This is a genomic window from Tateyamaria sp. syn59 (genome assembly GCF_007995245.1).
Lineage (GTDB): Bacteria > Pseudomonadota > Alphaproteobacteria > Rhodobacterales > Rhodobacteraceae > Tateyamaria.
Window position 1 is genome coordinate 236,692 of sequence record NZ_VCBA01000004.1, and the last position, 22,982, is coordinate 259,673.

Genomic DNA, 22,982 nt, shown 5'->3' on the forward strand with positions numbered 1-22,982 from the left:
TGCAAAATAACGCCTAATTCTTGTGCAAATCCAGTGATGGAGCGCCTGTACCCATGACAACGCCCCTGCTCAACATCTCCGACCTCTCGGTCCACTACCCGACGCGCAAGGGCACCTTCGTCGCCGTCAACGGCGCGGACCTCACGGTGGCACCTGGCGAAATCCACGGCCTCGTCGGCGAATCCGGCGCGGGCAAGTCCACCATCGGTGCTGCGGTCATGGGCCTGATCGACCCGCCGGGCCACATCGCGGGCGGCACAGTCAACTTCCGGAACGAAGAGATCTCCGGCCGCGACGCATCAGCCATGCGCGCGTTGCGCGGCGCCAAGATCTCCATGATCTTTCAGGACCCGCTCACGTCCCTCAACCCGCTCCTCACGGTCGAGGAACAGCTGACTGAGACCATCGAAGCGCACCTCAAACTCGGCGACAAAGCGGCCAAGGCCCGCGCCGTGGAGCTCCTCGACCGCGTCGGCATCCCGGATCCGGCGGAACGGGTCAAACAATACCCCCACCAGTTCTCAGGCGGCATGCGCCAGCGGGTGGTCATCGCCCTCGCCCTCTGCTCGGAACCCGATGTCATCATCGCCGACGAACCCACAACCGCGCTCGACGTCTCGATCCAGGCCCAGATCCTCGACCTGATCAAAGAGCTTGCCCGCGAACGGCAGGTCGGCGTCATCCTCATCACCCACGACATGGGCGTGATCGCAGACACCACCGACCGCGTCACCGTCATGTATCAGGGCGAGGTGGTAGAAACCGGCACCACCGCCCAGGTGATGGGCGCGCCCGAACACGAATACACCAAATCCCTCATCGCCGCCGTCCCCCGCGCCACGCTCAAGGTCCACCGTTTCCCGCAGCTTTCCTATGGCGGTCGCAGCACCCGCTTCGCCATCGAGGACCTCGCCCGCAACTGGCCCACGCCCCCCAAATCCAAAACCGGCACGCTGGTGCAGGTGGACGGGATCACCAAGGAATTCACCCAACGCGCCTCAATCATCCCCGCATGGCGCAAGATGTTCACCGCCGTGGACAAGGTCAGCTTCGACATCCGCGAGGGCGAGGTGTTCGGCCTCGTCGGCGAAAGCGGCTCCGGCAAATCCACCGTCGCCCGCATGATCGCCACGCTCTACGACACCGATGGCGGGCACATCTACTTCGACGACACCGACATTACGCAACTGGCCTCACGCGCCCAACGCGACGCCTACCGCCGCCAGATCCAGATGATCTTCCAGGACCCGTTCAGCAGCCTCAACCCGCGCATGCGCGTGGACGCCATTGTCGCCGAACCGGTCCTCCACCACAAACTCCTCACCGGCAGCGCCGTTCAAACCCGCGTCGACGAACTGCTCGACCGCGTCGGCCTCGGCGCCGAAGCAGGCCGCAAATACCCCCACGAGTTTTCCGGCGGCCAGCGCCAACGTATCTCCATCGCGCGCGCGCTTGCCACCCAACCGCGCTTCCTCATCTGTGATGAGCCCACCTCCGCCCTCGACGTGTCGATCCAGGCGCAGGTGCTCAACATCCTCAAGGACCTGCAGGAACATCTCGGGCTCACCATGCTCTTCATCAGCCACGACCTGCCCGTCGTCCGGCAAATGTGCGACCGCGTCGGCGTCATGCGCCAGGGCCAGATGGTCGAAGTGGCCGACACCGAACAGCTCTTCGCCGCCCCTAAAGCCGCCTACACCCAGGAACTCCTGCACCTCATGCCAAAGCTCGAAGGGCTCTCCACCGAAGGTCTGGAAAACGCCTGACCCCTTCTTCTCTTTGACAAATACGGTCGGGGGAGCTCGAGGGGGCAGACAGCCCCCTCGTCAGCAAAAAACAGATCACGTCGCCGCAAGGCGCCCTTTTCCTTACGCGCTTGGTACAGCGAGCGACCGGATCACCGCTCCATCTTCAGCGACAACGCCCAGGCCAACGCACTTAGCCCGACCAGCACCAACACCGACACCGTCCACCCCTGCGCCACGAACAGCTGTCCAATGACAAAGGCGCCGACGATCCCGCCCAGGTAATAGCTCGCCAGATACAAGCCATTGGCCGCCGCCGGATCCTCCCGCGCCGTGCGCCCGACATAACCGGTCGCGACAGATTGCGCGAAAAACAATCCCGCCCCGACCAACGCCAGACCAGCAAGGAACACGGCCAGCACCGGCACCAACAACAGCAAAAGCCCGACAAGCGATGCCGCCATCGCCCCGTGAAAACTCGCGCGCGGGCCAAAGCGCGCGACAGAGGCCGCCGCCAGCGGCGTCGTCAGAATGGCCGGGGCAAACACGAAATACACGACGCCAATCATCTCCTGCGGCAGGGCAAAGGGTGCCTGTGCCAGCACGAAATTGGCATAGGTAAAGGTCGCCACAAACACGAACAGCAGGATGAACCCGACCCCGACCATCGCGACAAGCCGCAGGTTGCGCAGATGCGCGGCCCACGCATCAATCACCGACGCGCCGCCTGCCACATGAGCCTCGCGCGTATCCCGCGCCCCGATATAGAAGTAGGCAACCACCGCACCTGTCAGGTTCAACGCCGCAAACCCGAAAAAGCTCTCGGCCAGCCCGACCGATCCGGCGATCTCGGACGCGAGCAACCGACCAAACAGGTTCGACGCCACGTTGCCGGTGATGTAGGCCGCCATCGCCCCGCTCACGGCCGTCAGTGAACACTCCTCGCTCAGATAGGTCAGCGTCAGGGTAAAGGCGGCCGACATGAACATGCCCTGCACAACCCGCAGCAGGGTGAAGGTCGTCAGATCATCGGTAAAGGCCAGCAAGGTGGTCGGCACGCTCAACAGCGCCAGACAGATCCAGATCCCTCGCTTGCGATCAATGCGGCGGGCAAAAACGGCCACGACCAGCGACGCCAGGGCCATCCCGATGGTCGAGGCGTTAACGGCAAAGCCCATGGCTGCAGGCGACACGCCATAGGTTTCGACCAGCGTCGGCAACAGCGCCTGCGCGCCAAAGAGGTCGATGAGCGTGAGAAAGGCAATCAGCGCGATCATCGTCGACCGGCGGATCACCATGCGCCGATCCTCCGGCGGCTTCTCCGCCAGCGCCTCGGCCATGCCGGTCATCTGCGCCGCAACAGCCATCAGACCGGCCTCCCACTGCAACTGCCTTGCGCCGGTACCGACAAAGAAACCGTGGTTAACAAGTGATTAGCGCGCCCGGCAACCCACTGAAATAAAACACTTTGACATGTTTGTCCCCGCGGGGACAGATCTGCACCACCCATGATCAATCCCCCGAATGATGGGCCTGCACGCCCACTTGTGGCACGCCCTCCGTCTCACTCAACGGCTCAACCACGCCGAAAAACAGCACCGCCGAAACGTCGCCAGTGTTCTCCCAATAAGCCTGCGCCCCACCCCCCAGATGCGCGCCCTCTTCTGCAGCCAAAGTCACGGGCGCATCCGCATCCGACCGATGCTCGGCGACGGCCCCTTCCCAAACCCAGACCTGCAACGGCTCGCCCGCATCTACAAAGCTGGGCAACACACCGCCCGGCTCGATCACCGCTCGGTAAGCAGACAGCGCCAAACCATCGCCCTGCGCGCCGTCGTAATGCGCCTCGATGTCCACGAGGCCCAACAGCTCAAGAACCGCATCGGACGGTTCCGGGAGGTCAAAGGCTTGCTGCTCCGGCGTCTCGGTCATCACCATGTCGTCCCCGCCCGCGCTGAACACGTCAAAGGCAATCAGACGCACGTCCTCGGGGCCTTCATTCAACCACCAATGTGTCACGTCGCCTTCCTCAAGGCTCAGCCCACCGGCAGAGTGCAGGATGCGGTCTTTGGCATCGCTGCGGTACTCAAAGATCTCGCCGGTCAGCGTAAAGACGATGGCGGGCCGGTCCGCGTGGCTGTGGATCGGCACGATCCCGGTGTCGCCCGAGATGTTCCAGGACCGGGTGCGCAGGTTGTACCCGGCAATCTGGCTCAGCCCCTCATCGGCCAGCGGTGCATTCGCGATGGGCTGGTTCGAGATGTTGCTTGCCCCAGCGGGACCTTCCAACCCATTCAGAACGCGCGTCTTCACGTCCGCCAGGTCAAAGGCAAAGCCGGGGGTGCCGAGCGCCGCGATCGCGAGCCCGAGTGTTGCAGTCCGAAGTGTCATGGGATCATCCCTTTCTGGATTTCAGCTCCACGACATTGGCCCCGTGCGGGGCGCCAAAGTCGTTGAACATATGCCGAAGGTCGAGCGTGCTTTCCCGCTCGATCTTGTCGAAATTCTGGGTCAGCCAGCGATCCGCATAGTCCCGTCCCAGATCGCGCAAATGGATCAGGAACGCCCATTCGGAGTTCAGCTTGGACGAGGCATCCAGCGCCAGCATGTCCTCGCACCCATCGATCATGTGCATGTTCATCACCCGGTACTCGTTGTCCGACAGCGCGCCCTCTTCGATCAGGCGGTGAATCAGGTCGATGGTGCGCAAGTCCCGCAGAAGCGAGGCGTTGAACGTGATCTCGTTCATCCGGTTCTGGATGTCGCGTGCGCGGCGCGGTGTGCCGGGGCGTTTCAGCGGGTTGATCTGCACGATCACGATGTCCGAGGACGGCGAATGGTCGATAAAGGGAAAGAGGACCGGGTTCCCCATGAACCCGCCGTCCCAATAGGGCACCCCGTTAATCTCGACCGCCTTGAACATGTTGGGCAGGCAGGCCGAGGCCATGACCACGTCCAGCGTCACCTCGTGCCGATGGAAGATGCGCGCGCGCCCGGTCTCGACATTCGTGGCCGAGATATAGAGGCCCATGTCGTCGCATTTTGCCACCTTGTCAAAGTCGATGAACTCCTGGACCACGTCACGCAGCGGATTGAACCCCATCGGGTTCAGATCATAGGGCGAGGCCATCCGGCTCATCATGTCCATCATCAGGTAGCCGGGCGAGGCATCGAGCGACCACGACCCCAGCATCATGTCCAGCGGCGTGCGCTTGATCGGGCTGCCCTGCCCCGCGACGCTCACGGCGCGCCAGAAATCCTCCAGCGCCTGCCGCGCACCGGCCGCACCGGCGTCATACATGCCTTGCGTGGCGACGACCGCGTTCATCGCGCCAGCGGAGGTGCCGCTGATCGCTTCAATCCACAGCCGGTCCTCTTCGAACATCCGGTCGAGGACGCCCCATGTGAAGGCCCCGTGTGATCCGCCGCCCTGCAGGGCGAGGTTGATGGACTTTTCGTGCCGTTTGGCCCGGCCGTTGGTGGCAGACATCGTGACGCTCCCTTTCATGTGGAACCTCGTGTGGCCCAGACCTAGGGATGCCAAAGACGCGCAACAACTTTGCGACGCGTTTCTCTCGATCACGTGAGAAAGCGCGCCGCCCCGCCACGCGATTCATGCGGTTTCGCCCGTTTTCCGGGCGCTTTTGTTACAGTGTCGGGTCGGTCATCGGCCCCACGTCCAGCCGCGTGATATGCTCGGCCATCCCCGCGGGGAAGTGCTGGCGCACCAGCGGATCATGCCCCGGCACCACGAGTTTCGGTGCGCTGGCGAGCCGCTGGATGGTCGCGAACCCGTCCAGCATATCCTGCATGTCCACCACGATAGGGAACGGCACGCCCTGAAGAAAGTTGCCGTAGAAATGCGCCGCATCGGAGGCCAGCACCAGCCAACCGGCTTGCGTGCGCACCCGCACCGCCTGCATCCCCTTTGTGTGCCCGCCGACGCGGTGGACGGTGATGCCCTCGGCAATCTCGCTGTCGCCGTCGTGGAAGGTGACCTTGCCGGAATAGAGGCGTTTCACTGCCTCGACCACGTGCCCCACGGTGAACGGAAAGCGCAGCGCGTCGTGGCACATGCAGGGGCCGGTGGCGTAGGCCATCTCGGCCGTTTGCAGGTGCAGCTGCGCGTTGGGAAAGAGGTGCAGACCGCCCGCGTGATCGAAATGGAGGTGGGTGACGATGATTTCGGTCACGTCCTCGGGTTGCAGGCCGAAAGGCTTCAGCGCCTCGCCCGGATCGAGGCGGATGGGGCGGCCGCGCGCCTGTCCTTCGGCGGCGTCAAAGCCGGTGTCGACAAGGATCACGCGCCCCTCACCCCGGATCAGCCACATGTAGAAGTCGATCGGGTCCGGCGCGTCGTGGTTGTCGTCAAACATATAGTTGTCGCCACGCACCCGCGCCGTTTGTTCGGCGTATTTGATGGCGTAGACCTCGTAGGTCATCTGTCGACTTTCTCGTATGTTTTCAGTGTCTTATTTGCGATCATATCGCCGATCTTTGGTCCGGTTTCGAGGTAGTGCGGCATCTGCTGGTGCGCCTCAAAGGCCGCCAGATCGTCGTAGAGTTCGTAGAGGAAAACCGTGTCGGGCTGCGTGGGGTCGGTGCAGACGTCGAATTGCTGGCAGCCGGGTTCGTCCCGCACCGAACAGCGCGCATTGTTCAGGATCAGCGGCATGAATGCCTCCTGCGTGCCCGGTTTGAGGTCGAAGATGACGGTGACGGCGTAGGGCATGGGGTGGTCCTTTTGGTGCCTTGCGCAGTGGATGCGGAAGGGTATTTGATAAGTTATGCGTTAATGTATACACAAGTGCATACGAGAAGCGAGTCGCTTTTCATTAGCCTATGCCGAAAGGGACCCGTGCCATGACCAAAACATTCAACATCGCCGTTTTTGAAGGGGATGGGATCGGGCCGGAGATCATGGCCCCGACGGTCGAGTTGCTGGCGCGGATGGCGGCGGGCTCGGGCTATGAGTTGGGGTGGACGCATCTGCCTGCGGGGGCTGCGCATTATGCCAAGACCGGAGAGAGCCTGCCTGCGGCGTCGATGGACGGTGCGCGTGCGGCAGATGCGATCCTGCTGTCGGCGATGGGCCTGCCGAGTATTCGCTATGAGGACGGGACCGAGATTGCGCCGCAGATCGAGTTGCGCAAGGCGTTGACGCTGTTTGCGGGGGTGCGGCCTGTTACGATCCGGCCCGGGCAGCCGACGCCGCTCGCCACGGACAGGCCGGTGGACTTCGTGCTGATCCGGGAGAGCACGGAGGGGCTGTTTTACACCCAGGGCTGCGGTGAGGTTGAAGCGGACGAGGCGCGCGAGACCTTGCGCATCACGCGCGAGATTTCGGAGCCGCTGTTCCGCTTTGCCTTTGACATGGCGCAGGCGCGCAAGGCGTCTGGTCAGGGTCCGGGCAAGGTGACCTGCGTGGACAAGGCCAATGTGTTCCGCGCCTTTGCCTTCTTCCGCGAGATGTTTGATGCGGAAGCGGCCAAGCACCCGGAGATCGAGGCGGATCACGCCTATGTCGACGCGACCGCCCTGTGGATGGTGGAGCGGCCTTGGTCGTTTGACGTGATGGTCACCGAGAACATGTTTGGCGACATTCTGTCGGATCTGGGGGCCGGGTTGATGGGGGGCTTGGGCCTTGCCCCTTCGGCGGATATCGGGGCCGATCATGCGGTGTTTCAGCCGTGCCATGGCTCGGCCCCTGACATCGCGGGCCAAGGGGTGGCGAACCCGATGGCGATGATCCTGTCGGGCGCGATGATGCTGGAGTGGCTCGCGGGTCGGCATGATGTGCCGGAGATGGCAGCCGACGCGGCGCGGCTGCGTGATGCCGTGGACCGGGTCGTGTCCGAGGGCCATGTGCGCACACGTGATCTGGGCGGCTCGGCGGGAACGGACGATGTTGCGCGCGCCATTCAGGAGGCGCTGGCATGACACGGGTCGCCTGCGTCGGGGCGGGGTATTTCAGCCAGTTTCACTATGGCAGTTGGTTCCGGATGGAGGGCGTTGAAGTTGTCGGGGCCTGCGATCTGGATATTGAGAAGGCGCGCGCCACGGGCGCGCCTGCCTTTGATGATCTGGGGGCGATGCTGACTGAAGCGGCGCCTGACTTGCTGGATGTCATTTTGCCGCCGCCCGCCCATGCCGCGACCATCCGGGCCGCGCTGGCCGCAGGGGTCAAGTGGATCATTTGTCAGAAGCCGTTTTGCATGGATCTGGACGAGGCACGCGGGATTGTGGCGGAGGCGGAGGCTGCCGGGGCGCGGTTGGTCGTGCATGAGAATTTCCGGTTTCAGCCGTGGTATCGGGCCATCAAGGCGGAGTTGGAGGCCGGGACGATTGGCAACGTGCTGAACGCGACATTTCGGTTGCGTCCCGGTGACGGTCAGGGGCCGGAGGCCTATCTGGACCGTCAGCCGTATTTTCAGGAGATGCCCCGTTTTCTCGTGCATGAGACGGCGGTGCATTGGGTGGATACCTTTGCTTACCTGTTTGGGCCTGCGGAGGCCGTTTATGCCGATTTGCGCCGCATCAATCCGGTGATTTCGGGCGAGGATTCGGGGCATGTGATCTTTGATCACGGGCCGGTGCGGGCGCTTTTTGATGGGAACCGGCATCTGGATCATGTGGCGGACAATTTGCGGCGGACGATGGGTGAGGCGTTGATTGAGGGGACGCGCGGTGTGTTGGCGTTGCATGGCGATGGATCGGTGACGCGGCGTGCGTTTGGGTCAGATGTGGTTGAGACGGTGCTCGGTCCCGATACGTGGGACGGGTTTGGTGGCGATTGCGTGCATACGCTGCAGTCGCATGTGGTTGGCGCGATGACGGGCGGGACCGCGTTGGAGAATGAGGCGCGGGAGTATTTGCGGGTGATTGCGGTGAAGGATGCGATCTATGCCTCGGCCGCCGAGGGTCGGAAAATCGTGCTGGAGGAGGCGTGATGGGGGCCATGAGCAATGTGGAACGCGCCGTGTCGGCGCTGCGCCAGATGATCTTTGCCGGGGAATTGCCGCCGGGGTCGGATCATCTGGAGACCGAACTGGCCGAGAAGTTGGGCATGTCCCGCACCCCGGTGCGCGAGGCGGCGTTGATGTTGCAGGCGCAGGGGCTGGTTGAGATGCGGCCGCGGCGGGGTATTCGCATCACGCCTGTGTCGGCGGCGGACATGGCGGAGATTTATGACATTCTGACGGAGTTGGAGAGTTTGGCGGCGGCGCGGGCAGCGGAGGCGCAGTATTCGAAGGCGGATCTGGCCAATCTGGCGACGGCCATTCGGGATATGGATGGGGCGCTTGCGCGGGATGATCTGCGGGCCTGGGCCGAGGCGGATGATCGGTTTCACCGTGAGTTGGTGCGTTTGGGCCGGAATGCGCGGTTGAGCATGGTGGTGTCCGTCATGCGTGATCAGGTGCGCCGCGCGCGGGCGACGACGTTGTTCATGCGGCCAAAGCCAAAGCAGTCGAATGAGGATCATCGGGTGGTGTATCAGGCGATTGCGCGGGGGGATGCGCAGGTGGCGCATGATACGCACCATGCGCATCGGCAGGCGGCGCGGGATATGTTGGTGGCGCTATTGGAGAAGCACCAGTTTCACGGGCTCTAGGAGGTGTGCAGCTTGGTGAGTTCTTCGGACCCGCGCCGGAGGGCGGGCAGGAAGTCGATCAGGTCCACGAGGCTTCGGCGCTGGATGGGGGCGTGGGCCGACAGCGTCGCCAGCAGCTTGCCCTGCCCGTCCCAGATCGGGACAGCGACGGCGGCCATGCCGGGCATGAATTCTTCGTTGTCGGTGGAGTAGCCGCGCAGGCGGGTGGCCTCCAACTCGGCCTTGATCTTGTCGAGGTCGGTCAGGGTGCCTTCGGTGTGCTGCTCAAGCGGGCGGGCGGTCAGGACCGTGCGCAGGATGTGGGGGCGCAGGGTTGAGAGATACATCTTGCCCGACGCGGTGCAGTGGAAGGGGACCTGGCTGCCGATGGGCAGTTGGATGCGGAGCGGCCATTGGGTTTCGACCCGGTCGAGATAGGTCATGCCCTCGCGGTCGGCGGTGGCGAGGTTGCAGGTCTCGCCCACCTCTTCAGCCACACTGCGCAGGATCGTCAGGCGCGCGGTGCGCAGATGCTCGGATGACACGGTGCTGATCGCCAGGGCCCGCAGACGGGGGCCCGGGCCGTAGCTGCGCCCGTCGAGATCGCGTTGCAGGAACCCCTCGCTCTCAGCCGTCTGCAATAGCCTGTGGACGGTGGGTTTCGGCAGACCCAATGCGTCGATCAGGTCTGTCGGTTTGACGGCCACCCCGCGCTTGGCAACCTCCTCCATCACCATCAGCAGGCGCAGATTGGTGGGGATTTGGGTGTCCTTGCGGGGGCGGTGATCGTCAGGCATGGGTCACATCAGAGTCATTTGGCAAGCTCTACCAGATAAAGCGACAGACTTGGTATCAAGGACACCAGAAGCCACACTGAAATAAGAGCAAACAGATAAGGCACGGTATACCGCAACAACTTGAAGTAGGGAACGCCCGTTACGCCTGACGCAACGTAGAGGTTCAGACCGTAAGGCGGTGTGATGAAGCCGATAGACGCCCCCACGAGGAAGATCACCGCGAAATGGATGGGATCAACACCGATACTGGCCGCGATGGGCGCCAAGATCGGGGCCAGGATGATCGTCACAGGCAGTGATTCCAGCACCATGCCGAAGATGAACACGATGGCCATGGCGGTGAAGAGAACCGGATAGAACCCACCCATCGACGTCACGAAGTTGCCGATCACCTCCTGCGCGCCCAGAAGCGACAGGATTTGCTGCATCACCACCGAGATGGCGATGAGCGGCGCGAGGATGCCCGTGATCTGCGCGGAGCGCATGACGATGCCGGGGATTTGCGGGATGGTGAACCCTTCGACCACCAGCATTGAGATGGTGGATTTCTCCGACCAATCCTTGTTCTGGTCCATCCTGAGCGTCTTGGAGATGACCCAGCTGACGAGGCCCGCGATGATGCCGAAACCCACGGTCACACCCGCCGCTTCGGTGGGCGAGAACTTACCGGTGTAGATGCCCCAGAGGACGAGGCCGATGGCGAAGAAACCAAGCCACGCGCCGAGACCCGTCTTGAACACCCGGAAGGGCGACAGGGCGATGAGATAACCCCAGCCGTTGCGCCAGCAGATGATGAAGCAGGCGAGCATCATGCCCAGAACCATGAGCGAGCCGGGGATGATACCGGCGACGAACAGGTCCGAGATCGGCAGGTTCATCAGGAAGCCGTAGACGATGAAGATGATCGACGGCGGGATGATGATGCCGACGGTGCCGCCTGCCGCTGCCGTGGCGGCAGAGAAGCGTTCGTCATAGCCGCCCTTGACCATTTCAGGGTGCAACATCGAGCCGATGGTGGCCGTGGTGGCCGAGTTCGAGCCGGAGATAGCCGCGAAGAGGCCGCAGGCCCCGAGCGAGGCCATGGCGAGGCCGCCCCTGATCCAGCCGAGGCAGGCATAGGCGAAGTCGGACAGACGCCGCGCGATACCCGAGCGGTTGATGAGGTCACCGGTCAGGATGAAGAGCGGCATGGCAAGCAGCGCAAAGCCGTCGGTGAACACGTCCTGCAGGGCCGCGCCCATGTTCAGGAGTTGCAGGTCCAGCACATAGGACATGCCGATCACCCAATAGGCGATGACGAGGAAGACGGGCACGCCCATCATGAAGAACAGGGTAACGCCGATGGAGATCAGCGTGATGAGGGTTGGATCGCTCATGCGTCACCTCCGATCACGGCGGTTTCGATCATCTGCGCGCCGCTCTTGTATTTGATGATGTCAGCGACGAGGTTTTCGAACACGCGGGCGGTCAGAAGGATAAAGGCGATGGGCACGGTGCCCAGGAACCACCACTGCATGACGTTGTCTGTGCCAAGCATGATGGCGAAGTTTGCCGCCGCACGAACGGTTTCCTGCGAGGTGGTGACAACCACGATCCACGCAAAGCAGAACCAGAGGATCGCGTCGAGGATCAAAAAGGCGAATTGGACGGCCCGCGGGGACCCGCGGCGGAATTCGGCAAAGGCGAGGTGCGTGCGCAGCTTGACGTTATAGCTGCACCCGACCCAGGTCATGATCAGGAACAGGAACGGCGGCAGTGTTGTCGACCACGCGGGTTGTCCGCTGAGATAGAACCGCTGGATCACGCCTGCAAAGATGATGTAGCCGATGGCGAGGTAGGCCACGACCATCACGGCGGGTTCCAGGTTGCGTTCGATGAAGGGTACGGCGCGGTAGAGCAGCGCCACCAGAATGCCGCCCACAAGGGTGACGATGAAACCGAGCGGCCACATTCCGGCATTGCCGCGTAGAGCGGTTTGCACCTCGAATGAGTCGCCTGTCATTAGGGCTGAGATGATCTCTCCCATGCCCGCGATCATGTCCATGATGCACCTCCCTCGTGCCGTTCAAAGCCGTTCCGACATCTTGTCGTGTCAGGACACGGAAATCCACGCCAGTGTAAACCGGCATGGATTGCTGCTTGGGCGAATTACGCCCAAGCATCTGATTTTGTGAGCAATCCGTTGCCGGATCAGCCGCGCCACCAGCGACGGGGCTCGACATTCTCGGCCAGGGTGTGCGGGTTCTGACGCACGCCGTCGTAGATTTCCTGGTAGGTGTCGATGCCACCGGCCCAGCCGTTGATCCGCTCGCGCCACTGCTCCCACAGTTGCGGCTGGAACTCGGGCGAACACATCTCTTCGGCCTTCTTGATTTCTGCATCCGACAGCGACGCAACGCGGACGTTGTTCTTGGCAAAGATCGTTTCGGGGCCCTGGTGCGGGTGGCTGAAGCCAACCGTGTTGACCAGTGCGGCTTCGTTCGCGGCCTGGACGTGCACCTGCGTCAGGTAGGACGATTCCATTACGGCGTCCTGCAGCTCACCGCCGAGGTTGTCGAAGCTTTGGGCGTTCATCGCCGTGTGCTCGGTCCCGCAGAAGAACTTGAGGTCCACACATTGGCTGACCACGGGCGACATGTTGGCGTAGGCCACGGCCGAGGCCCATGTTTCAGCGCCGTCGATCAGGCCCTGCTTCAGACCATCGAGCGTTTCTTCCCATGCGACCGGAACGGGGTTCAGGTTCAGGGCGTTCATCGCGATGCGGCCAAGCTGTGTGCCGGTCACGCGGTTCTTGGTGCCCGCCAGTTGGTCGATGGAGGTCACGGTTGGCTTGTCTTCCCACGACAGACCCAGCTGGATGCCGCGCAGTTCGGCGTGGGTGAAAAGGAACTTCAGCCCGTGCCGCTTTTCGAACGGGTCGCGCAGGATGCGTTGGCTGTCGGGGCTGTACATGAAGTAGTACTGGTCGGCCCGGCTGCGGAACATGTAGGCGTAGTCCAGCACGTTCAGGTAGGGCGCGCCACCGGCGGAGTTCTGGGTGGAGGCGGCGTAGATGTCGACGATGCCCTGTTGCGCTTTTTCAACGCAGGACAGCTGACCGCAGATCTGGTTGTTGCCGATGAATTCGACACGGATCTCCCCGTCCGTGCGCTCTTCGAGGTCGCGGGCAAACTCAAGGCAGCCGGCACGCTCGATCAGCAGGTTCTGCTGGTTGAACCCGGCAGCACCAAATTTCAGCGTGTGTTTGGGCTCTTTCGAGAAGCGTTTCTCGTAGGTCGATTCCGCGGCGGCCGCCAGATTGGCGAGGCTCATCGCACCACCGAAGCTACCCGCTGCAAGCAGCGTGGAGCTTAGGCCGTACCGACCAGCCACACGGAAAAGATCGCGGCGCGAAATGCCCGCGAGGTTTTTCTCAAGTTTCATGCAATCCTCCCTGATACGCATTATTGAGACGTTTTATCTCAGAAAAGGCTAGCGCAGCTTAAACAATCTGCCTAGTCTTTTTTTCATCTTAAAGACGGGAGGGGTCGTTTTGGAAGCCGATTATGTCATCGTGGGTGCAGGAAGTTCCGGCTGCGTGATCGCAAATCGTCTGAGCGCGGACCCGAAAAACAAGGTGGTGCTGCTTGAAGCCGGGGGACGCGACTGGAACCCGTGGATCCACATCCCGGTCGGATACTTCAAGACAATCCACAATCCGAATGTCGACTGGTGCTACAAGACCGAGCCCGATCCGGGCCTGAATGGTCGGTCCATCGAGTGGCCGCGCGGCAAGGTGCTGGGCGGGTCATCGTCGCTGAACGGATTGCTGTACGTTCGGGGCCAGCCGCAGGATTACGACCGCTGGGCGCAGATGGGCAATCGCGGCTGGGCGTGGGACGATGTGCTGCCCCTGTTCAAGCGGTCCGAGAAAAATGAGCGCGGTGCAGATGAGTATCACGGCGACCAGGGCAACCTGTCTGTGTCGAACATGCGCATCCAGCGCCCGATCACCGACGCGTGGGTCGCGGCGGCGCAAGCGGCGGGCTACAAGTTCAACCCCGATTACAACGGCGCCGATCAGGAAGGTGTTGGTTTCTTTCAACTTACTGCCCGGAACGGACGGCGCTGTTCGTCTGCCGTGGCGTTCCTGAACCCGGCCCGCAGCCGGGACAATCTGGACATCGTGACCAACGCCCAGGTCGAGAAGATCGAGCTGGACGGCACCCGCGTGACCGGCGTGTCCTACCGCGACAAGGGCGGTGTCTGGCAGGTTGTGAAGGCCCGCAAGGAGGTGATCCTGTCGGGCGGCTCCATCAACTCGCCACAACTTCTGATGCTGTCGGGGATCGGTGAGGCGGCGCAGCTACAGGAACACGGAATCGACGTGGTCGCGGACCTGCCCGGTGTTGGCAAGAACCTCCAGGATCACCTGCAGGCGCGGCTGGTTTACAAGTGCAATGAACCTACCCTGAATGACGAGGTGTCGAACCTGTTCGGGCAGGCCAAGATCGGCCTCAAATACCTGATGTTCCGGGCCGGTCCGATGACCATGGCAGCGAGCCTTGCCACCGGGTTCATGAAGACCCGCGACGATCTTGAGACGCCGGACATTCAATTCCATGTTCAGCCCCTTTCTGCAGAAAATCCCGGCAAGGGTGCTGACCCGTTTTCTGCCTTCACCATGTCTGTGTGCCAGCTGCGCCCCGAATCAAAGGGCGAGATTCGGCTCGTCAGCAAGGACGGAAAGACCTACCCGAAGATCATTCCGAACTATCTGAGCACCGAAACCGACTGTCGCACGGTCGTCGAAGGGGTGAATATCGCCCGCCGGATCGCGCGTCATGCGCCGCTGACCTCGAAAATCTCGGAAGAGTATCGGCCGCACGCGGACCTGCCCATGGACGATTATGACGCCACGCTCGACTGGGCGCGCAACAACACCGCGTCGATCTATCACCCGACAGGCACCTGCAAGATGGGGTCGGACAAGGGTGCGGTGGTAGACGAACAACTGCGCGTGCACGGCATCAGCGGCCTGCGCGTGGCGGACTGTTCGATCATGCCCGAAATCGTGAGCGGCAACACCAACGCGCCTGCCATCATGATTGGCGAGAAGGCGTCGGACCTGATCCTGGGCGCGGCCTAAGCGCTGCGCCAGCGCGCTTCGGGTTCGTGCAGGGTCTGCAATTGATCCACGGGCACGCCTGACACGCGATCAATCAGCAGACGGGCCAGTTCGCGGCCCGTCGTCACCAGATCCTCGGCCACCGTGTCGATCTGCGGATAAAGCGTCGGCAGGATGTCCGTCGTCTGGCGGCATATCAGGTCGTAGTCGCGGCCCAAGACCTGTCCCTGATCCGCCATGCCGCCCATAAGCGCCAGCGTCGCCAGTTCATTGTTGCTGATGATCGCATCGTATCGTTCGGACCTTCGGGCCAAAGCCTGACCGAACGCGCGCGCGGTATCGGTTGAAATCAGGATGCCGGTTTCCGTCGCCACCTCGCCCGTCATGCCGTGCCGGGCAAGCGCACGGTGAAAGCCGCCGGTGATTTTGGCAAAGTTGGTCGTTGCGTCGTCTTCGGCCACCAGCAGCAGCCTTTTGCGTCCACGGTTGATCAGACGCTCCACCGCCATTTCTACATAACGCTCGGCATGAAAGTCGTGAAAGGCGTGGGCGGCGTAGAATTCGGTGCGCCCGTGCGAGACAAAGGGAAAATCAGCGTCGATCAGCATCTGGACCCTAGGATCGCGCGCGCTGGTGTGGGTCAGGATGATCCCGTCCGAGGTGCGGTTTTGCAGAACGTAGCGTACCGACTCTTCTGGCGTGGCGCCCTGCAGATCGGGGATGACGTTCAGGTGGTACTTGGTGCCCGACAGGTGTGCGCCGATCCCTTCGATCATCTGACGGGTGTAGTCGATGGTGTTCTTTGCGGGTGACAGAACTAACGTCAGGACGTTGGTCTGACCCGTACGCAAACGTACGCCCGCGCGGTTGGGGACATAGCCCACCTCTGCCGCCGCGCGTGCGATCTTGTCGCGGGTTTCCTTTTTGAGGCGGGACCCGTCGCGCAAGGACAATGACACGGTCGACAGGCTGAGGCCCGTGATCTCTGCAATCGTCTTGAGTGTCGGTGGTTTGCGGGTCGGGTCGGCCATGGTCTGCTGTGTGTCGGAACGGGGGTAATGTCAAAATATCTGACCAGCACAGGCGCGTTCAATCAACCTCGAATCACATTGCATCGTTGCAACGATGTGCGGCCGATATCTTCTGCAGCGCGGCAAAAATCTGATTTTCCTCATACTTTATGCGATGCACCGCAGCGAAATTTTTTGTTGCATCGTTGCACTAATCTGCGACCATTTATGGCAGGTTCCGTTCGGGTGCTGCGCAAGCGACCGGATCAAAAAGACGTTTCATGGGAGGACACCACATGTATGCAACCAAGGGTCTGATGACCGGCACGGCCATGGCGCTGGTGCTGGGCGCAAGTGCCGCGATGGCAGAAGACATCCGTTTCTGGACGACCGAAGAACAGCCCGAGCGCCTGGCCAAGCAGCAGGAGATGGCGGCGCAGTTTGAAAAGGCCACGGGCAACGCGGTCGAAGTAATCCCGGTGTCCGAGACGGATTTGGGCACGCGCACCACCGCCGCCTTTGCGGCAGGTGACCTGCCCGACGTGATCTACCATTCGCTTCAGTATGCGCTACCCTGGGCCGAAGCAGGGATCCTCGACACCGAAGCCGCGACAGAAGTTGTTGACGCGCTGGGTCGCGACACGTTCGCGGCCGGTCCTTTGGCGATGGCGGATTTTGATGGCGACATCGCATCCGTACCGGTCGATGGCTGGACGCAGATGGTCGTATATCGTGCCGATCTGTTCGAAGAGAACGGGCTGGAGCCACCGAACACCTTTGCAAATGTTCAGGCCGCGCTTGAGGCTCTGCACAATCCGCCGGAGATGTACGGGTTTGTCGCCGCGACCAAAGTCGATGAGAACTTCATGTCCCAGGTGCTGGAGCACGTGTTCCTGGCCAATGGTGTGAGCCCGGTCGGTGACGGTGGGTTCCAGGAGCTGGATGTGGCAGCGACGACCGAGGTGCTGGAGTTCTACAAAGCGATTGCCGAAGCCTCGCCCCCCGGGGAGTTGTACTGGAAGCAGTCGCGAGAGATCTATTTTGCGGGCGATGCGGCGATGATCATCTGGTCGCCCTTTATCCTCGATGAGTTGGCGGGTCTGCGCGACAGTGCTGCGCCTACGATCAACGATGACCCGACGACCAAGGAACTGGCGGCGAAAACCGGTATTGTGACCAACTTTGCCGGGCCATCGAATCCGGACGGGGCCGCATGGGGTGACGTGCGCTACTTCGGCATCACGACGGATGCAGACACCGAAGTGGCCCAAGCCTTTGTCGAGTTTTCGATGAATGACGGCTACATGCAGACGCTGTCAATTGCGGCGGAGGGCAAGTTCCCGGTGCGGACGGGCACGGCGGATGAGCCGGGCAAGTTCTCGGCTGCGTGGTCGGAGATCCCTGTGGGTGTGGACCGCAAGGCGCCCATGAAGGACCTGTATGCCGCCGAAATGCTGGACGAGATCGTGGGTGGTCTGAAGGTCGCGCAGCGCTGGGGTGTGGCCGAAGGGCAGCTTGCGTTGGCGTCGAAGATGATCAACAGTCAGGCGATCAACCGGATTGTGCGTCAATATATCGACGGTGAGGTCGATGCCGCCGGTGCCGTGGCCGCGATGAACAGCGAGCTGTCGGCGATCAACTAGGCCCTCCGCGGTCATCGAGAGGGCGGCTGCGCCTGCCCTCTCTCTTCCCCCGCAATCGCGAGACATCCCATGACGGTCCCTACCCCACCGACCACCCGTGGTGCGCTTGAGCGCCGCGAGGCACGGTTGGCCTGGTCACTGCTGCTGCCCACGATCACCATCGTGAGCCTGGTGATCGTCCTGCCGCTGCTGGCGATCTTCTGGATCAGCTTCAAGCCTGTGGGCCTCGCTGACCTGCGCCCCGTGGCCCCGGTGATCCGCGAGAGCCTGCGCGAGCGGTCGGGCGAGATGGTGATCGAGTACCGCGTGCGCAATTCGTCCCAGCAGAAAGAGATTGTCGGGATGGGGTTCACCGATACGCTGCATGATGGTGTGACGTTGGGGGCATTGCCGGAGCCTTGTTCCGTGGACGGTGGGTTGTTGCGGTGCACGTTTGGCGATGTCGAGGGCGGGTTCAACGAGCGTATTCGCATTCCTGTCACGCTGGACGGTGACCCCGATGCGCTGGAGGAGATTGTCGAGAGGACTGAGCCCGCGGGCTTTGGGTCGGGCAACAACATCCTGACCAATACCGAGTTCACGCTCGATAATTTCGCACGCATCTTTGACGGGGATGAGTTCTGGTCCGTGCTGTGGGCGACCACATTCTACACGGTGTTCGGCACGATTGGCGCGCTGGTCGTGGGGCTGTTTGCGGCGCTGCTGCTCAACAAGTCGTTTCGGGGCAAGGGCGTGTTGCGGGGGCTTTATCTGTTTCCTTATGTTTCGCCGATCATCGCGGTTGCGTTTACCTGGGTGACGCTTCTGGATCCGTTTTCCGGGTCCTTGAACGCGCTCCTGATCCAGATGGGTGTGACCGACAGCCCAATCAATTTCTTTGGCCAACGGCCCCTGGCCCTGATCATGGTCACGGTGTTCGAGATCTGGCGGTATTTCCCACTGTCTTTCCTGTTCATCCTGGCGCGGATGCAGTCCATCGACACGGACATGTACGAGGCTGCGGATATGGATGGCGCGTCGCCTTTCCAGAAGTTCTGGTACCTGTCGCTGCCGATGCTCTTGGGCATCCTGTCGGTCCTGTTCCTGTTGCGCTTTATCTGGACCTTCAACAAGTTCGACGACATTTTCCTGCTGACGGGGGGCAATGCGGGCACGCGGACGCTGACCGTGAACGTGTACGAACAGGCCTTTGCCATTTCCAACATAGGCGCAGGTGCTGCCGTGGCCGTGGTGATCTTTGCCACGCTTCTGCTCTTCAGCTTTTTCTTCTTCAAATACATCAGCCGGGAGGAAGGGCTGTGATCGGAACCACAAAACAAGTTTGTGGTACGCCTGCGGCGGGCGGGGGAGCGCGCTGCGCGCGCAGGGGCTTTGCCCCTCGGCCTGCGGCCTCACCCCACCGTATTTTTCAAAGAGAAGAAGGGGGCATGGCATGAACCTTCTGCGTCAAGGTGCTGTGACCGGGGCAGTGATCGGGTTGTTTTGGGCCTTTGTCATGGCGATCACAGTATCCGTCACCCTGTCTTTCGCCTCGGGTCTTGGGTTTCGCCCCGGATCCCTTGGGTGTCTGATCCTTGGGATCGGTGGCGGATTGGCGGCAATCTACGTGCGCGACGCGCGGCTGGTAATCGGTGGGTTTGTTCTGCTCTGTGTTGCGCTGATGTTCACGCCGCTGTCGCCAATCCTGTTTGGTGAGGGCATGCCCGTGCTGTGGCAGGTGATGGCGGCGCTGTCCTTTGGCGTGTTTACCATCTGGCCGCTGAAAGTGATGCTGGTCGAGGCGCATCCCGGTGCACTGAGCCGCCATGCGTTCGAGGATGCGGTGATCCGGTTTCTGACCGGGTTCGGGTACATCGTGTTCACCGCCGTTGTCCTGATCCCCTTCTACGTCATGGTGATGACCAGCCTGAAGTCCCAGCAGGCGCTGCTGCGCAATCCGTTGGACTTTTCGATTGAGCTGAGCCGAGGGTGGGACCTGTTTCGCAGCTATTCCGAGCTGTTCGGACAGTTCAATTTTGGCAGCTACCTCTGGACCAGCTTCTATGTCTCGGTGCTGACCGTACTTATCACGCTGCTGTTCTCGGTCCCCGGCGCCTATGCCATAGCGCGCCTGCGGTTCCGGGGGCGGGCGGCGTTCTCACGGTCGATCCTGCTGATCTACATGGTGCCGATGATCGTGCTGGCGCTGCCGATCTACATCGCCTTTTCTATGACGGGGCTGCGCAACACGATCCCCGGCCTGCTGATGATCTATCCAGTCACGACGATCCCCGTGGCGCTCTATATGCTCCAGGGCTACTTCCGCGGTCTGCCGGGCGAGGTTGAGGAAGCGGGTCTGATGGACGGTCTCAGCCGTCTGCAGGTGATCTGGAAGATCACCCTGCCCCTGTCACTGCCCGCGATGGTGTCGGTGTCGCTTTACGTCTTTATGATCGCCTGGAACGAGTTCCTGCTCGCCTTCATGCTGCTGGACGATCCGTCGAAATTCACGCTGACCCGTGGGGTCGCGATGTTGAACTCCTCTGAAATTCCGCGCCAGCACCTGATGGCGGGTGCCGTGATCGCGACGATCCCGATCATGGCCCTGTTTTTAGGGCTCGAACGCTTCATGACGAAAGGGCTGACCGCCGGGTCGGTAAAGGGATGATGCGAGACATGACTTCCGCAGACATGCGCGACGAAGAGGCACGCGCGATCCTGAAACGCAATGACAAGGGCGGCTACACGATCCCGACCTCGGGGCTGTACCCCTACCAGTGGAACTGGGACAGCGCCTTTGCCGCCGTGGGATTTGCAGAGTTCGACATCGACCGCGCGTGGGACGAGATCGAGACGCTGTTTTCCGGCCAGTGGGACAACGGGATGGTGCCGCACATCCTGTTCCACGTGCCCGATGACGGGTATTTTCCAAACCACGATGTCTGGCAGGGCACCGGGCCGATCCCGTCCTCCGGCATCAGCCAGCCCCCGGTGGCCGCGACTATGGCCCGTCTGGTTTTGAATAAGGAACCCCAAGCCGGGCGTACGCGGGTGGCGGCGCTGTTTCCCAAGATGGTCGCCTGGCACCGCTGGTTCATGGATTGGCGGCTGGATCAGGGTGCCGTCTGCATCACCCACCCTTGGGAAGCGGGGCGCGACAATGCCCCCGATTGGGACGCGGCCATGGCCGCGATCACGCCGGAAGGTGTAGGAGACTACACGCGCCGCGACACCGCCCATGTGGACAGTTCGATGCGGCCGACAAAGTATGATTACGACCGGTACATCTGGCTGGTGCAGCGTGGCGCGCGGCTGAGATGGGACGAGGCGGCGATGCTTCGGGGCACCCCATTCCGCGTGGCTGATCCGACGATGACCTTTATCCTGTTGCGCGCCACGCGCGACCTGATCGCCCTTGGTCAGACGCTGGGCGAAGCGGTGCACGAGCTTGAGGCGTGGGTGGCCACGCTGGAAGCTGGCGCCCAAACCCTCTGGAACAGCCAGCTTGGGTGCTATGACAGCCGGGATGTGGTGGGCGGCAGCTGGTCGGGCTCCGTCTCTAACGCGTCTTTCCTATGCTGGTACGCAGGGCTGGATGCGCCTGACATGCGCATCCGTCTGGCGGAAGTGCTCGCGCTGACAAAATATGGCGTGCCGTCGCTCAGCCCCGATGATGCGCGGTTCGATGGCAAACGGTACTGGCGCGGGCCGGTCTGGGGCATGATGAACATGATGATCGGAATGGGCCTGACCGAGATGGACCTGCCCCAGGGGGACGCACTGAGGCGCAGCACTGCCGATCTGATCGCAGAGCATGGATTTGCCGAATACTTCGACCCCCGCGATGGCACGCCTGCAGGCGGTGGCACCTTCACCTGGACGGCGGCCGTGTGGCTGGCCTGGGCCTCTCCCAACACGCAAGGAGCCTGAAACATGGGCGCGATTACACTGAACGCCGTCGAGAAGTGGTACGGTGAGGTGCAGGTCATCAAGGGCGTCGACTTGGCGATCAACGATGGCGAGTTCATCGTGTTCGTGGGCCCGTCGGGCTGCGGAAAGTCGACATTGCTGCGCATGATTGGCGGGCTGGAAGATATCAGCCGAGGGTCGCTCGACATTGATGGGAGCGATGTCACGGACCAGCCGCCCAGCAAGCGGGGGCTGTCGATGGTGTTCCAGTCCTACGCGCTCTATCCGCATATGTCGGTGCGCGACAATATGGGGTTTTCGCTGAAAACGGCGGGCGCGCCCAAGGCGGAAATTGCGGAAAAGGTCGATGCGGCGGCCGAAACACTGAAGCTGGATCAGTATCTGGACCGACGCCCCAAGGATCTGTCGGGCGGCCAGCGCCAGCGTGTGGCGATTGGCCGATCCATCGTACGTGAGCCGACCGCATTCCTGTTTGACGAGCCGCTGTCGAACCTGGATGCTGCGCTGCGGGTCGAGATGCGGTACGAGATTTCCAAGCTGCACCAGGCGCTGTCAGCCACCATGATCTACGTCACCCACGATCAGGTTGAGGCGATGACGCTGGCGGACCGGATCGTGGTGTTGGATGCGGGCCGGATTATTCAGGTTGGCACGCCACGCGAGCTTTACAACCATCCCGGCAATGTGTTCGTGGCGCAATTTATCGGCAGCCCGAAAATGAATGTGTTTGCCTGCTCGGCGTCCGGTGGCACCTACGCTGTGCCCGGCGGACGGACGGGGCCGTATCCGATGGCGGATGGCGCAACGCAGATGGGTATCCGGCCAGAGCACATCTCGGTTGGTGCATCCGGCACTGGGCAGTGCGATGGGACCGTTGACGTGATCGAGTATCTGGGCGCCGACACGTTCGTGCTTCTGGATTGCGGCGAGGCCGGGCAGATCAACGTGCGGATTTCGGGTGATGCGGATTTGAGCGTTGGCGATAGAGTTGGCCTGAGCTTTGATGCAGAGCGCACGCATTTCTTTGATACGGACGGTAATACTATCCAAAGCTAGATACCTGTTGCAGACCAGATCTGCATATTTGAGGAACAATGAAATACAGGGGCGTCGCCTTAGACTTCATTGTTCCTCAAATATGCACCGCTGGTCCTGTGCAAATGGCAGAACGGTGGACTGA

At 62.0% G+C, this 22,982-nt stretch carries 20 protein-coding genes; 10 read left to right on the top strand and 10 right to left on the bottom strand.

Translation table 11 applies throughout. The features are described 5' to 3' along the window. Window positions 1-53 precede the first annotated feature (53 nt). The gene (locus FD715_RS09720) at window positions 54-1,766 is read left to right on the top strand and encodes an ABC transporter ATP-binding protein (protein ID WP_147108810.1); all 1,713 of its coding nucleotides are present in this window, start codon (window positions 54-56) and stop codon (window positions 1,764-1,766) included. 131 nt (window positions 1,767-1,897) lie between these two features. On the opposite strand, the gene FD715_RS09725 is transcribed toward FD715_RS09720, so the two are convergent. The 5 genes from FD715_RS09725 to FD715_RS09745 form a co-directional block, all read right to left on the bottom strand. Continuing rightward, on the bottom strand, window positions 1,898-3,112 hold the full coding sequence (locus tag FD715_RS09725) for an MFS transporter (RefSeq protein WP_223274816.1): 1,215 nt from the start codon (window positions 3,110-3,112) through the stop codon (window positions 1,898-1,900). Window positions 3,113-3,257: 145 nt separating this feature from the next. Continuing rightward, on the bottom strand, window positions 3,258-4,136 hold the full coding sequence (locus tag FD715_RS09730; protein WP_147108813.1) for a cupin domain-containing protein: 879 nt from the start codon (window positions 4,134-4,136) through the stop codon (window positions 3,258-3,260). 4 nt (window positions 4,137-4,140) lie between these two features. Continuing rightward, the gene (locus tag FD715_RS09735; RefSeq protein ID WP_147108816.1) at window positions 4,141-5,235 is read right to left on the bottom strand and encodes a patatin-like phospholipase family protein; all 1,095 of its coding nucleotides are present in this window, start codon (window positions 5,233-5,235) and stop codon (window positions 4,141-4,143) included. A gap of 157 nt (window positions 5,236-5,392) precedes the next feature. After that, complete coding sequence (locus FD715_RS09740) at window positions 5,393-6,187, bottom strand: N-acyl homoserine lactonase family protein (protein ID WP_189799455.1); 795 nt, start codon at window positions 6,185-6,187, stop codon at window positions 5,393-5,395. Beyond that, on the bottom strand, window positions 6,184-6,477 hold the full coding sequence (locus tag FD715_RS09745; protein ID WP_147108823.1) for a putative quinol monooxygenase: 294 nt from the start codon (window positions 6,475-6,477) through the stop codon (window positions 6,184-6,186). Before FD715_RS09745 ends, FD715_RS09740 begins: the two co-directional genes overlap by 4 nt. 131 nt (window positions 6,478-6,608) lie before the next feature. Between FD715_RS09745 and FD715_RS09750 the strand changes: the two genes are divergently transcribed. From FD715_RS09750 to FD715_RS09760, 3 genes are read left to right on the top strand one after another with little or no spacing between them, the layout of a single operon-like run. Continuing rightward, window positions 6,609-7,685 carry an isocitrate/isopropylmalate dehydrogenase family protein gene (locus FD715_RS09750; RefSeq protein ID WP_147108826.1) on the top strand — a complete coding sequence of 359 codons (1,077 nt, stop codon included), beginning with the start codon at window positions 6,609-6,611 and terminating at the stop codon, window positions 7,683-7,685. Continuing rightward, the gene (locus tag FD715_RS09755) at window positions 7,682-8,695 is read left to right on the top strand and encodes a Gfo/Idh/MocA family protein (protein WP_147108829.1); all 1,014 of its coding nucleotides are present in this window, start codon (window positions 7,682-7,684) and stop codon (window positions 8,693-8,695) included. Before FD715_RS09750 ends, FD715_RS09755 begins: the two co-directional genes overlap by 4 nt. After that, window positions 8,695-9,357, top strand: a complete 663-nt coding sequence (locus tag FD715_RS09760; protein ID WP_147108832.1) for a GntR family transcriptional regulator — start codon at window positions 8,695-8,697, stop codon at window positions 9,355-9,357. Before FD715_RS09755 ends, FD715_RS09760 begins: the two co-directional genes overlap by 1 nt. Here the strand turns inward: FD715_RS09760 and FD715_RS09765 are convergent. The 4 genes from FD715_RS09765 to FD715_RS09780 all read right to left on the bottom strand — a co-directional run bounded on the left by FD715_RS09765 (window position 9,354) and on the right by FD715_RS09780 (window position 13,556). After that, window positions 9,354-10,133, bottom strand: coding sequence for an IclR family transcriptional regulator (locus FD715_RS09765; RefSeq protein ID WP_147108835.1), 780 nt, complete (start codon window positions 10,131-10,133; stop codon window positions 9,354-9,356). The genes FD715_RS09760 and FD715_RS09765 overlap by 4 nt on opposite strands. A 14-nt stretch (window positions 10,134-10,147) precedes the next feature. Continuing rightward, the gene (locus tag FD715_RS09770; RefSeq protein WP_147108838.1) at window positions 10,148-11,509 is read right to left on the bottom strand and encodes a TRAP transporter large permease; all 1,362 of its coding nucleotides are present in this window, start codon (window positions 11,507-11,509) and stop codon (window positions 10,148-10,150) included. Continuing rightward, entirely contained in the window at window positions 11,506-12,177 is a 672-nt protein-coding gene (locus tag FD715_RS09775) for a TRAP transporter small permease (RefSeq protein ID WP_147108841.1), read from the bottom strand. The genes FD715_RS09770 and FD715_RS09775 overlap by 4 nt, the downstream gene beginning before the upstream one ends. 146 nt (window positions 12,178-12,323) lie before the next feature. Next, window positions 12,324-13,556 (bottom strand): TRAP transporter substrate-binding protein, encoded by a 1,233-nt coding sequence (locus FD715_RS09780; RefSeq protein WP_147108844.1) that lies wholly within the window; start codon window positions 13,554-13,556, stop codon window positions 12,324-12,326. Between the two features lie 109 nt (window positions 13,557-13,665). Between FD715_RS09780 and FD715_RS09785 the strand changes: the two genes are divergently transcribed. Continuing rightward, window positions 13,666-15,261 carry a GMC family oxidoreductase gene (locus FD715_RS09785; protein WP_147108847.1) on the top strand — a complete coding sequence of 532 codons (1,596 nt, stop codon included), beginning with the start codon at window positions 13,666-13,668 and terminating at the stop codon, window positions 15,259-15,261. Here FD715_RS09785 and FD715_RS09790 read toward each other — a convergent pair. After that, window positions 15,258-16,271, bottom strand: a complete 1,014-nt coding sequence (locus FD715_RS09790; protein WP_147108849.1) for a LacI family transcriptional regulator — start codon at window positions 16,269-16,271, stop codon at window positions 15,258-15,260. The two genes, FD715_RS09785 and FD715_RS09790, sit on opposite strands and share 4 nt — an antisense overlap. A 275-nt stretch (window positions 16,272-16,546) precedes the next feature. Between FD715_RS09790 and FD715_RS09795 the strand changes: the two genes are divergently transcribed. The 5 genes from FD715_RS09795 to FD715_RS09815 all read left to right on the top strand — a co-directional run bounded on the left by FD715_RS09795 (window position 16,547) and on the right by FD715_RS09815 (window position 22,858). Then, entirely contained in the window at window positions 16,547-17,893 is a 1,347-nt protein-coding gene (locus tag FD715_RS09795; RefSeq protein ID WP_147108853.1) for an ABC transporter substrate-binding protein, read from the top strand. 69 nt (window positions 17,894-17,962) lie between these two features. Further along, the gene (locus FD715_RS09800; protein ID WP_147108856.1) at window positions 17,963-19,195 is read left to right on the top strand and encodes a carbohydrate ABC transporter permease; all 1,233 of its coding nucleotides are present in this window, start codon (window positions 17,963-17,965) and stop codon (window positions 19,193-19,195) included. Between the two features lie 130 nt (window positions 19,196-19,325). Next, window positions 19,326-20,540, top strand: a complete 1,215-nt coding sequence (locus FD715_RS09805) for a carbohydrate ABC transporter permease (protein ID WP_147108859.1) — start codon at window positions 19,326-19,328, stop codon at window positions 20,538-20,540. 8 nt (window positions 20,541-20,548) lie between these two features. Then, window positions 20,549-21,802, top strand: coding sequence for a hypothetical protein (locus FD715_RS09810; protein ID WP_370455376.1), 1,254 nt, complete (start codon window positions 20,549-20,551; stop codon window positions 21,800-21,802). A gap of 3 nt (window positions 21,803-21,805) precedes the next feature. Then, window positions 21,806-22,858 carry an ABC transporter ATP-binding protein gene (locus FD715_RS09815; RefSeq protein ID WP_147108862.1) on the top strand — a complete coding sequence of 351 codons (1,053 nt, stop codon included), beginning with the start codon at window positions 21,806-21,808 and terminating at the stop codon, window positions 22,856-22,858. Window positions 22,859-22,982: the final 124 nt, after the last annotated feature.

What these genes read in the sequence shown, in the direction of transcription:
- FD715_RS09720 (WP_147108810.1), top strand. Translation starts at nt 54, where the DNA reads ATGACAACGCCCCTGCTCAACATCTCCGACCTCTCGGTCCACTACCCG.
- FD715_RS09725 (WP_223274816.1), bottom strand. Translation starts at nt 3,112, where the DNA reads ATGGCTGTTGCGGCGCAGATGACCGGCATGGCCGAGGCGCTGGCGGAG.
- FD715_RS09730 (WP_147108813.1), bottom strand. Translation starts at nt 4,136, where the DNA reads ATGACACTTCGGACTGCAACACTCGGGCTCGCGATCGCGGCGCTCGGC.
- FD715_RS09735 (WP_147108816.1), bottom strand. Translation starts at nt 5,235, where the DNA reads ATGTCTGCCACCAACGGCCGGGCCAAACGGCACGAAAAGTCCATCAAC.
- FD715_RS09740 (WP_189799455.1), bottom strand. Translation starts at nt 6,187, where the DNA reads ATGACCTACGAGGTCTACGCCATCAAATACGCCGAACAAACGGCGCGG.
- FD715_RS09745 (WP_147108823.1), bottom strand. Translation starts at nt 6,477, where the DNA reads ATGCCCTACGCCGTCACCGTCATCTTCGACCTCAAACCGGGCACGCAG.
- FD715_RS09750 (WP_147108826.1), top strand. Translation starts at nt 6,609, where the DNA reads ATGACCAAAACATTCAACATCGCCGTTTTTGAAGGGGATGGGATCGGG.
- FD715_RS09755 (WP_147108829.1), top strand. Translation starts at nt 7,682, where the DNA reads ATGACACGGGTCGCCTGCGTCGGGGCGGGGTATTTCAGCCAGTTTCAC.
- FD715_RS09760 (WP_147108832.1), top strand. Translation starts at nt 8,695, where the DNA reads ATGGGGGCCATGAGCAATGTGGAACGCGCCGTGTCGGCGCTGCGCCAG.
- FD715_RS09765 (WP_147108835.1), bottom strand. Translation starts at nt 10,133, where the DNA reads ATGCCTGACGATCACCGCCCCCGCAAGGACACCCAAATCCCCACCAAT.
- FD715_RS09770 (WP_147108838.1), bottom strand. Translation starts at nt 11,509, where the DNA reads ATGAGCGATCCAACCCTCATCACGCTGATCTCCATCGGCGTTACCCTG.
- FD715_RS09775 (WP_147108841.1), bottom strand. Translation starts at nt 12,177, where the DNA reads ATGGACATGATCGCGGGCATGGGAGAGATCATCTCAGCCCTAATGACA.
- FD715_RS09780 (WP_147108844.1), bottom strand. Translation starts at nt 13,556, where the DNA reads ATGAAACTTGAGAAAAACCTCGCGGGCATTTCGCGCCGCGATCTTTTC.
- FD715_RS09790 (WP_147108849.1), bottom strand. Translation starts at nt 16,271, where the DNA reads ATGGCCGACCCGACCCGCAAACCACCGACACTCAAGACGATTGCAGAG.
- FD715_RS09795 (WP_147108853.1), top strand. Translation starts at nt 16,547, where the DNA reads ATGTATGCAACCAAGGGTCTGATGACCGGCACGGCCATGGCGCTGGTG.
- FD715_RS09800 (WP_147108856.1), top strand. Translation starts at nt 17,963, where the DNA reads ATGACGGTCCCTACCCCACCGACCACCCGTGGTGCGCTTGAGCGCCGC.
- FD715_RS09805 (WP_147108859.1), top strand. Translation starts at nt 19,326, where the DNA reads ATGAACCTTCTGCGTCAAGGTGCTGTGACCGGGGCAGTGATCGGGTTG.
- FD715_RS09810 (WP_370455376.1), top strand. Translation starts at nt 20,549, where the DNA reads ATGACTTCCGCAGACATGCGCGACGAAGAGGCACGCGCGATCCTGAAA.
- FD715_RS09815 (WP_147108862.1), top strand. Translation starts at nt 21,806, where the DNA reads ATGGGCGCGATTACACTGAACGCCGTCGAGAAGTGGTACGGTGAGGTG.